The following is an 8386-nucleotide window of genomic DNA, read 5'->3' as shown; positions in this document are numbered from 1 at the left end:
TGTTCCAAGCCGCGTATGCCGACGCCTGCGATACGCTTCCCATCCGAGGAAATACAGCAAATTCAAGCAGAAAGCCTACCCGCGCACAGGTCTCCTAGGTCTTTGATTGGGGCATGTCGTTGTCGCAAAACCGCTGCGCACTTTTGCACGACATGCTTTAGACGCCTGCCGACTTGCGCAGCGGTGCGGCCAGTTCCGCGTCCCGGCGTTTGACGGCCTCGATGTCGCGATAACCATTGGCCGGATGGGTAGTCGGCAGATAAGGTCCCTCGCCGAAGAGCTTTTCGCGCAGGGTACCCGGACGATAGGCGGTCGGATACACTCCACGCTTCTGCAGTTCCGGAACGAGCAGATCGACCGCCGCCTCGAAGCTGTCGGGTGTCACCGCATAAGCGAGGTTGAAGCCGTCGATGTCTGTCTCTTCGACCCATTCCTGCAGGATGTCGGCTATGGTCGAGGGCGATCCGACGAATACCGGACCGGTTCCGCCGATTCCGCCCCATTTGGCGAGTTCCTCGACGGTCCAGACCCTGTCTTTACCGCCGAAATGCTCGATCATCGAGACGATGGCATTGGTCTCGACCTTCTTCAACTCGTCGGTCGGCGCATATTGGCCGAAGTCGATGCCGCTCCAGCCGGACATGAAGACAAGCGAGCCGTCATAGGACGCGTAGCTCTGGTACTCTTCGAACAGCTGCTGCGCCTTCGCGTCGGTCTCCGCGACGATCAACGTCGTGAGATTATAGATCAGCACCTTCCGTGGATCGCGGCCGGCAGCCGCAGCCCTCTGCCTGATATCGGCGACATAGGCGCGCAGCAGACTCTTGGTCGGAGCCGCGACGAAGACGCATTCGGCATGGCTGGCTGCGAAGGCCTTGCCGGGCCCCGATGCGCCTGCCTGATAAAGCACGGGCGTCCGCTGCGGCGACGGCTCACAGAGATGGTAGCCGGGAACGTCGAAATACTTGCCCTTGTGACCGATCTCGTGAACCTTGGTAGGATCGGTGAAAATGCCGCGCTCGGCATCGCGCAGCACGGCGCCCTCCTCCCAGCTTCCTTCGAAAAGCTTGTAGAGGACCTCCACATATTCAGCGGCGACCTCATAACGGTTGTCATGGGTCTTCAGGCCGCCCTGACCGATGTTCTTCGCGCCGCTCTCCAGATAGGAGGTCACGATATTCCAGCCGACACGGCCCTTGGTGTGATGATCGGCGGTGGCGAGCCGGCGGGCAAACGTATAAGGATGCTCGAAGGAGGTGGAGGCCGTTATTCCTATACCGAGATGTTCGGTCGCAAGCGCGATCGGCGCGGCGAGCTGGATCGGATCATTGACCGGTATCTGCGCGGCCTGCTCGATCGCATGATAGTTCGAGCCCTTGTAGACATCGTAATAGCCGATGACGTCGGCGATGAATATGCCATCGAAAATGCCGCGCTCCAACGTCCGCGCCAAATCCTGCCAATAGTCCAAATCCTTGTATTTCCACGACTTATCGTGCGGATGCCTCCATAGTCCGGGGGACTGATGCGCGACGCAATTCATGTCGAACGCGTTGAATCGAATATGCCTTGTCATGTCAGCTCCGGACGAATTAGACCGGCGATCAAGCTATGGGTGGCAATGCTATTCGAAAAGTAATTGCATAATGTCTATATACTCCATGGAGAAATATTTTTCCCCACCCCTCGCCGGCAATTCGCTATTCGATGCTTGGATTGGTGAGCAATTGCAATCAGCGTCCCTACGGAGGGAGGGACATTTCGTCGGACGATTTCCTGTTCATACCTGGCCAATGCCGCTTAAGCCGATCAATGCGCCGATGCCCAGAACGATGAGCGGATGGACACGGGTCGTGGAAAGAACAAGCGCGCCCGCGGCCGCAATTGCCGCCAGAATCCACCCCTGGGTTGATGCCTCGGTAATGACAGCCGCGCTGGCGGTGACGAGCCCGGCGGTCATCGGCACCAGCCCCGCCTGGACGATCCTTCGCCACGGCCTGTCCTTGAAGCGGTTCCAGAGATGGAGCACCAGATAGGTCAGGACCGAAGAAGGCCCGAACTTTGCAGCTGATGTGACCAGCATGCCCGCCCATCCGGCAACATGCCAGCCAACCAGAGGCACGACCATCAGGTTCGGACCGGGAGCTGCCTGCGCCAATGCGAACAGCGCGCCGAATTGCTGCGCCGTCATCCAATGCTGCACGTCGACGACTTGCCGATGCATTTCGGGGAGAATGGAATTGCCGCCGCCGAAGGCCAGCAGCGAAAGCTGGGTGAAGATGATCGCGAGAGCGAGCAGGGTCGTGGTCATAGTTCAAGCTTCCAGGTGGCGATAATGCTGAGAGGTGCCATTACCAGCATGGTCGGCAGCAAAGGCAATCCGACGATGGCGATGGCAGCAAAGCAAATGGCGGCAATGACCAAGGCGACAGGCCTGCGATGCAACGGCAGCACGATCTTGACGGCCATCGAGATCAGCAGACCGGCTGCGGCTGCAGCAAGACCGGCAAACATGTGCTGGATGCGCGGATCGCTATTGAACTGATCGTAAACGACGCCGAGACCGATCACGATCGCCGTCGGCGCGACAATCAAGCCGAGAAGAGCCGAAAAAGCGCCCGCCACGCCCTGAAATTTCGAGCCGATCGCAACCGCCATATTGATGATATTACCGCCGGGCAGGAACTGACAGAGCCCGAGGAGCTCGGTGAATTCCTCTCCCGTCAGCCATTTGCGATCCTCGACCACCATACGGCGTGCGAGCGGCAGCACCCCGCCAAAACCGATGAGACCGAGCTTGAAAAAGCCGAAGAAGAGCTCGGCGACCGTTGGTCCTTCACGTTGAGCAACACCGGAATGAGAAATGGCATCCATATCGTGGCCTGTGTGTTTATGTCGAACGAGCCGTCAAAATAGGCTTTTACCGATCATGCGTCCAATATATGGATTAAACGTCATTCATATGTTTGAGATATGTCATGATCGAACTTCGACATCTTCGTTATGCCGTGACCGTTGCCGACGAGGGTCACATGACTCGCGCGGCGGAAAGGCTTGGCATCCAGCAGCCGCCACTCAGCCAGCAGATAGCCAAGCTGGAGACCATCGTCGGTGCGTCGCTCTTCAGACGTCTGCCGAGAGGCGTCGAGCTGACGGATGCGGGGCGAACCTTCGTGGAGAGGGCGAGGACCATCCTCCACGATGTCGATCTTGCGATAGAAGCGACAAGGCGCAATGCCCGCGGAGAGGAGGGAAGCCTCGCCATCGGCTTTACCAGTTCAGCGGCCTTTCATCCGCTGGTCAGCTCGGCCGTCCGCTCGCTCGGAGAGATATCGCCGGATGTCGCGCTCAAGCTTGAGGAAGCCAGTACGCCCGATCTGATCGCCATGCTGCATTCCGGCCTTCTCGACGTCGCACTCGTGCGCTCTCCCGTTGCACAGTCGAGCGGCCTTGTGATTTCCCGAATTCTCGATGAAGAGATGCTGGTCGCTCTTCCAGATCGTCATCCCCTGGCGATGGCGAAAAGAGAGAAGCCTCGCCGCGTTCGATTGTCGGAGCTCGCAAACGAAGCTTTCATACTTTACCGCCGTCCCTCAGGACCGGGGCTATATGACAGTATCATAGCGGCTTGCCTTGCTGCGGGTTTCAGCCCGAAAATACGGCATGAAGCTCCGCGGTTGCTATCGACACTCAGTTTGGTGGCCGCTGGACTCGGAATCTCAATCATTCCAGGATCGATCGCGAAACTGGAGACGAACGGAATCGCCTATCTAAGGCTTGACCGCGGCGCCAATCTCACCGCACCACTTTATCTCGCGCGAAAAGATGAACAGCCAAGCGGCGCGCTACGGCTGTTTGCCGACGTCGTTGAGCGGGAGAAAGTGTCGTTGAAATACGGTCCATGAGCCGGCTATTCCATTTGCGAGAGCAAGAGGATCGGGCAGCCTATGAAACTTCACGCCACACTCTTGAGCTGGAAGGTGCGCCGACGAAATGGCGATAAAATCGGGTTGCAACGAAAGCAAACCGAATGCGATATGACACGCTTGGCTCCGTCGTTATGAATGCTTTCAATTCTGTCGATATGAATCATGAGGACACCGGAATGAATTCGATGCGGCGCGGCATTCTTGCATTCTTCGGCAGCCTCGTTCTGAGCAGACCGTCTCCCAGCCGGGCCGCGAGCCAGCCGCCGGCGTTTGCAGCTTCCCGCTCCAGTTACAAACCGCGTCATGTGCTCTGCTTTCTCGGGGAAGACAATGGTCTTGCGGCGCTCCTGCAGAGCGCCCGTGCCGCCATCGCCCAGTTCGACCATGGTTTCACCGCCGATGAAGACGGTTCGCAGAATGAACCGGACGACCGTATGGTCCGTTCATTCAATATCTGCTGGGACCGTGTGAACCCCGATGCTTATGAAGAGGCCGACGAGGATGCCGTCGCCACGCATGGGTCCGTCCTTTACATGCTCAGCCCGCCCATGACCGCCGAAACGGCAGTCGCAACATCCGCAAAGGCCCTAATGTTCGTGCAATATATGCTCGATCATAGTGCGGTCGCCGTAAAGGGCGAGACCTCGGGGGTGGCTCACGGGGTGCGGCGATGGAAAGAGCTCTGCGCGCAAGGACGCAATGCTGCGGATTCCGATGATCTGCTGGCACTTGCCAAGACCTGCCGCCTCACCTTTGCGCGCCGGCCCATTGGCGACGATGCAGAGGGCATGGCAAGCGTAGGGAACCATCTGGTCGGATTGCCGGACGTGCTCGTTACCTTTGTCCGGAAAGACGAGCAGCAGCCGTCGACCAATGACGAACAGCTTGAAATCGCCGCTCTGATTGACGAGATCGGCGATCAAATGGCACACGAGGGTATCGCCGCAGCGGTAGCGGCTCGTCGTGCCACATTATCCGACGACACCCGCTATGACGAAGATGAGTATAAGTTCAATCCGTTCGGGGTCGTGACCATTCGCGACAAGAAACTTTGATGAAAACTGCCCCGCCAAAGCGATGGTTGCGGCGCCTCATTCAAGACAGATGGATACGGACAATCTAAAAGCTTAAAGTCGCGTCCTTCCAGAGGCGAAATCCGCCGAGGAAGGCGTTTTCGTTCTCGCCGACACGACAACCGGGTGGCAGCTCCTTGAGCTTTTCGGCGTTGCCGCCGCCAATGACGATTTCATGGGGCAGCAGCGCTGCCCTCAATCTTTCAACGATCTCCCCGACCGACTGGCGCCACTTCTTCTTGCCGTATTTCTCAAGGCCACGCTCGCCGATAAAGTCTTCGAAGGTGCCCCGCTTCTTGTAGGGCAGGTGGGCGAGCTCCATGGGCAGACAAACGTGATTGGCAATCATCGCCGAACCCAATCCGGTGCCGAGGCCGAGAAACAGCATGTTGCCATCTCTGTAGTTGCCGATTGCCTGCATCACGGCGTCGTTAACAAGCTTGACCGGCTTGCCGAAAGCGGCGGAAAAATCGAAATCCTGCCAGCCAGGTCCGAGATTGTGTGGCTCCGCAGCCGGCTTGTTGTTCGACACCGGGCCTGGATATCCCATGCCGATAACGTCGTAGCGCCAATCGCCCGTCAGCTCCTTGACGGCCTGAACCATCTGCTTTGCCGACATTGCCGGACCCGAGACGGCCGCGCGGCGCTCACCGCCGGAGCTGAGACGCATTTTGACGTGCGAACCGCCGAGATCGATCGCCAGGACGACAAGCTCTTCTGTTGCAGCCGGCGCCACGGCTTTCTTCAGTTTTACGTTTGTTTTGCGGCTCTCTATTACCTGGCTCATATTCGCCCACACTTTCTATCCAAGACGGCACAGATCGCACTATGGCGCTTCAACGACCGAGACGGAGAAATCCTCTCCCTCCCAATGATCGGTGTCAGGCCAATAAAAGGTAAAGGCAATCGACCCGCCTTTAGGCAGGCGCTCGCATGGCAGCTCCGCGACATGTATCCCGAAGCCGTTCTGGCTCGTTTCGGTATCGCTGGCGTTAGCCCAACCGTCGACACTCCAGCGAATGATCGCCCGCCCCATGACCTCGATCCGCAAGCGCTTGCCGACGGAAAGCTGCGACAGCTTGTTGTTGAAACGCCATGGTACGAAGGGTGCCGTCACCTTGTTTTTTACATAGCGCTCGACACCTTGCGGCGGCATGTCGAAAACCACCCCGTCCCTCAGCGAGCGCAAGAGCTTGATATGCTCGGCATGAGCCCAGACAAGCGGCATGGCGCTGCCGGAAGGTTTTCCGAGGGCGAGTCCTAGTTCCGGTATATCGGGTTGGTCCCACACCTGTTCCGGTAGCAATCCACCCTGTCCTGCAGACTGCTCGAGCGTCTTGAGCAGTTTAAGAGCCGCTTCCCGCCGGCCGGCCGCGAGCTCATAATGGGCGCGCTCGCCTGCCAGCAGCGGCCATGGGCGCCCGATACCGGTGCCGTCGAATGGCCCACCGTCTTCATGCTCACCATAGCCATCACCGGTATAACGATACCATAGCGGCCCTTGCGGCAGCTCGCATTTGAGCTGGGCATCGATAACCCTGACAGTGTCGATGATGCGAGGATCGTCGGCGGCACGCAATCCGAACCGTACCAGCGCCAGGGCATCGGGACTGACGACACGAGCGGTCGGTAGGAAGGATTCAGCGGGCGGTCTGTTCTTGATCGGCACGAAACCATCGGCGGGCGAGCTTCCGTCGGCGATCTCAGGCGGCGCAATGCGGACATAGTAGCCCTTGACCCCGAGAGCGGCACTTTCCCCATCGCTGTTGACATAGGTCCAGCGCTCGATTTGGTCGTTCCAGGCATCCGCAGTCTGCCGCAGATAATCCGCATTATGCGTTTGACCGGCAATTTCCAGAATATCGGCCGCCGCCAGTAGCGCAGCAATCTCAACCGCCAGTGTGAAGGGAGAAAAGCCGCCGTCTTCCTCCCAACGGTCCTCACCCGTGACGGGACCGTTGACGACGACATAGCGTGCGGCGCTTTCGACCATCGGCACGTAGGACAGCAGAAGATCGCCTGTAAGAATCCCTTCGCGGCGCAGCGCATCGGCAAGTAGGATCGGGAAGGCACATTCGTCCATCTGTATCCCGGTCCAGTAGGGCTCGCCGTCCAGCCAGCAATTCTGTGGCCAATGCCCATCCTCTTCCTGGATGACGCGCAGATAGGCCAGAATGCGCAACGCATCCTGTGAAGCGCCTGCAGCCAGGAAGCCGCCGGCTGTCTCGACCAGATCGCGCGGCCAGACCAGATGATAGCCACCGAGGTCTTCGTCGCCCTTGGCAAAGCCCCACGGAATGGAGAGAGAGGCAACGGCCGGACCTTCGAAGGAGAGTGGCCGGTGCGTCGCCAGAACGGCTGTCGATATCCGATAGCGATTGACTTCGGGCGGCGGCGCTCTCGGTTCGTCCAAAGCCAGCAATCCGTCTTGCCACGTCCGCCAGTCGGCAACATAGCTGCGCTCGGCGCTGTCATAGTCGGCTTGCAAGCTGGCAAGGGCATTGTAGCCGGCTTCCTTGGCGTGACTTCCAAAGCCGAGCGATACGGTGACGGTGTCGCTGCCGCCGATCAGATCGATCTCGCCGGTCAGTGCGACATTGCCATCGGCGGCACGCGCGAGGGACGGGTCCAATTGAGCTGCCTTGCGCAACTGCTGCCATCCGTCGGAATTGCCGACATAGCCGGCGGATGCTGTCTTCCAGCCGCCGCTGACGGCAAGCGCGAGAGAGACGCCGCCTGTGCCCGTCGCAAAAAGCATTGGCGTGCCCTTATAATCTCCCACCCAGCCCGTATTGCCGTAACCGGCATTAACCAAATGAGGAGCGGCAAGCAGATAGAGACGATAATCGTGGATCGTTCCCTCAAGCGGCTCGAACGATATCTGCTGGAGCAGACTGCTGCGCATGGGATCGACAATGATGCGCTTGATGATCCGATAACGGCCGTCGATTGCCGTATTGATCAACCGATAGGCCGGAACGCCATCCTCGACCGTCGTGACGACACTTTCCGTATCGCGCTTTTCATCCGAAAAATAACCGTCGGGACCTGTGACGAGCAATCCGATGTCGCGGGTACAGGCGCTGTCGACGCGGGGATAATAGACTTCGTTCAGGATGCCGTGGCTGAGGGTGAACCAGATACGGCAGGCTGGCGAAAGCGCCGTGCCAACTCCGCTCTTTGCACTGGACGTCCAGCGAGGTTCGATACCGTTCACGTTGGAACCGGAAGTATCGTAAGGCGCCATGCACTATCTCCTCTATCGCTGCAATCTGCTCCGACCAAACTGTTTCGGCAAGACGGAACCTCTGCGTATTCGAGGTGATGCGTCCTTGTTTTCACCGCCATTGACAGCCCCTATACGTCCTGTATTCTGTTATAAAA

General features: G+C 58.7%; 7 protein-coding genes. 2 read left to right on the top strand and 5 right to left on the bottom strand.

All coding sequences use genetic code 11. The annotated features are described in order from the left end of the window. Nucleotides 1-157 precede the first annotated feature (157 nt). The 3 genes from PH562_RS28875 to PH562_RS28865 form a co-directional block, all read right to left on the bottom strand. A complete protein-coding gene (locus PH562_RS28875; protein WP_285177212.1) occupies nt 158-1576 on the bottom strand; it encodes an LLM class flavin-dependent oxidoreductase in 1419 nt (472 codons plus the stop codon). Between the two features lie 204 nt (nt 1577-1780). Further along, a complete protein-coding gene (locus PH562_RS28870; RefSeq protein ID WP_113233630.1) occupies nt 1781-2311 on the bottom strand; it encodes a chromate transporter in 531 nt (176 codons plus the stop codon). After that, a complete protein-coding gene (locus PH562_RS28865) occupies nt 2308-2874 on the bottom strand; it encodes a chromate transporter (RefSeq protein WP_285177210.1) in 567 nt (188 codons plus the stop codon). Before PH562_RS28865 ends, PH562_RS28870 begins: the two co-directional genes overlap by 4 nt. Before the next feature lie 104 nt (nt 2875-2978). Here PH562_RS28865 and PH562_RS28860 point away from each other — a divergent pair, with 104 nt between their 5' ends. Both PH562_RS28860 and PH562_RS28855 read left to right on the top strand, forming a co-directional pair. Continuing rightward, the gene (locus PH562_RS28860; protein ID WP_285177209.1) at nt 2979-3905 is read left to right on the top strand and encodes a LysR family transcriptional regulator; all 927 of its coding nucleotides are present in this window, start codon (nt 2979-2981) and stop codon (nt 3903-3905) included. 200 nt (nt 3906-4105) lie between these two features. Further along, nucleotides 4106-4984 carry a hypothetical protein gene (locus PH562_RS28855; RefSeq protein WP_285177207.1) on the top strand — a complete coding sequence of 293 codons (879 nt, stop codon included), beginning with the start codon at nt 4106-4108 and terminating at the stop codon, nt 4982-4984. A gap of 64 nt (nt 4985-5048) precedes the next feature. Here PH562_RS28855 and PH562_RS28850 read toward each other — a convergent pair whose 3' ends face one another. Beyond that, nucleotides 5049-5789: an ROK family protein gene (locus tag PH562_RS28850; RefSeq protein WP_285177205.1), complete on the bottom strand. Its 741-nt coding sequence runs from the start codon at nt 5787-5789 to the stop codon at nt 5049-5051. Between the two features lie 39 nt (nt 5790-5828). After that, nucleotides 5829-8249: a glucan 1,4-alpha-glucosidase gene (locus tag PH562_RS28845; RefSeq protein ID WP_285177203.1), complete on the bottom strand. Its 2421-nt coding sequence runs from the start codon at nt 8247-8249 to the stop codon at nt 5829-5831. Nucleotides 8250-8386 lie beyond the last annotated feature (137 nt).

Source organism: Rhizobium centroccidentale (genome assembly GCF_030182565.1).
Taxonomy (GTDB): Bacteria; Pseudomonadota; Alphaproteobacteria; order Rhizobiales; family Rhizobiaceae; genus Rhizobium.
The sequence above is the reverse complement of the archived record's forward strand: the minus strand, read 5'-3'. Positions and strand labels throughout refer to the sequence as shown.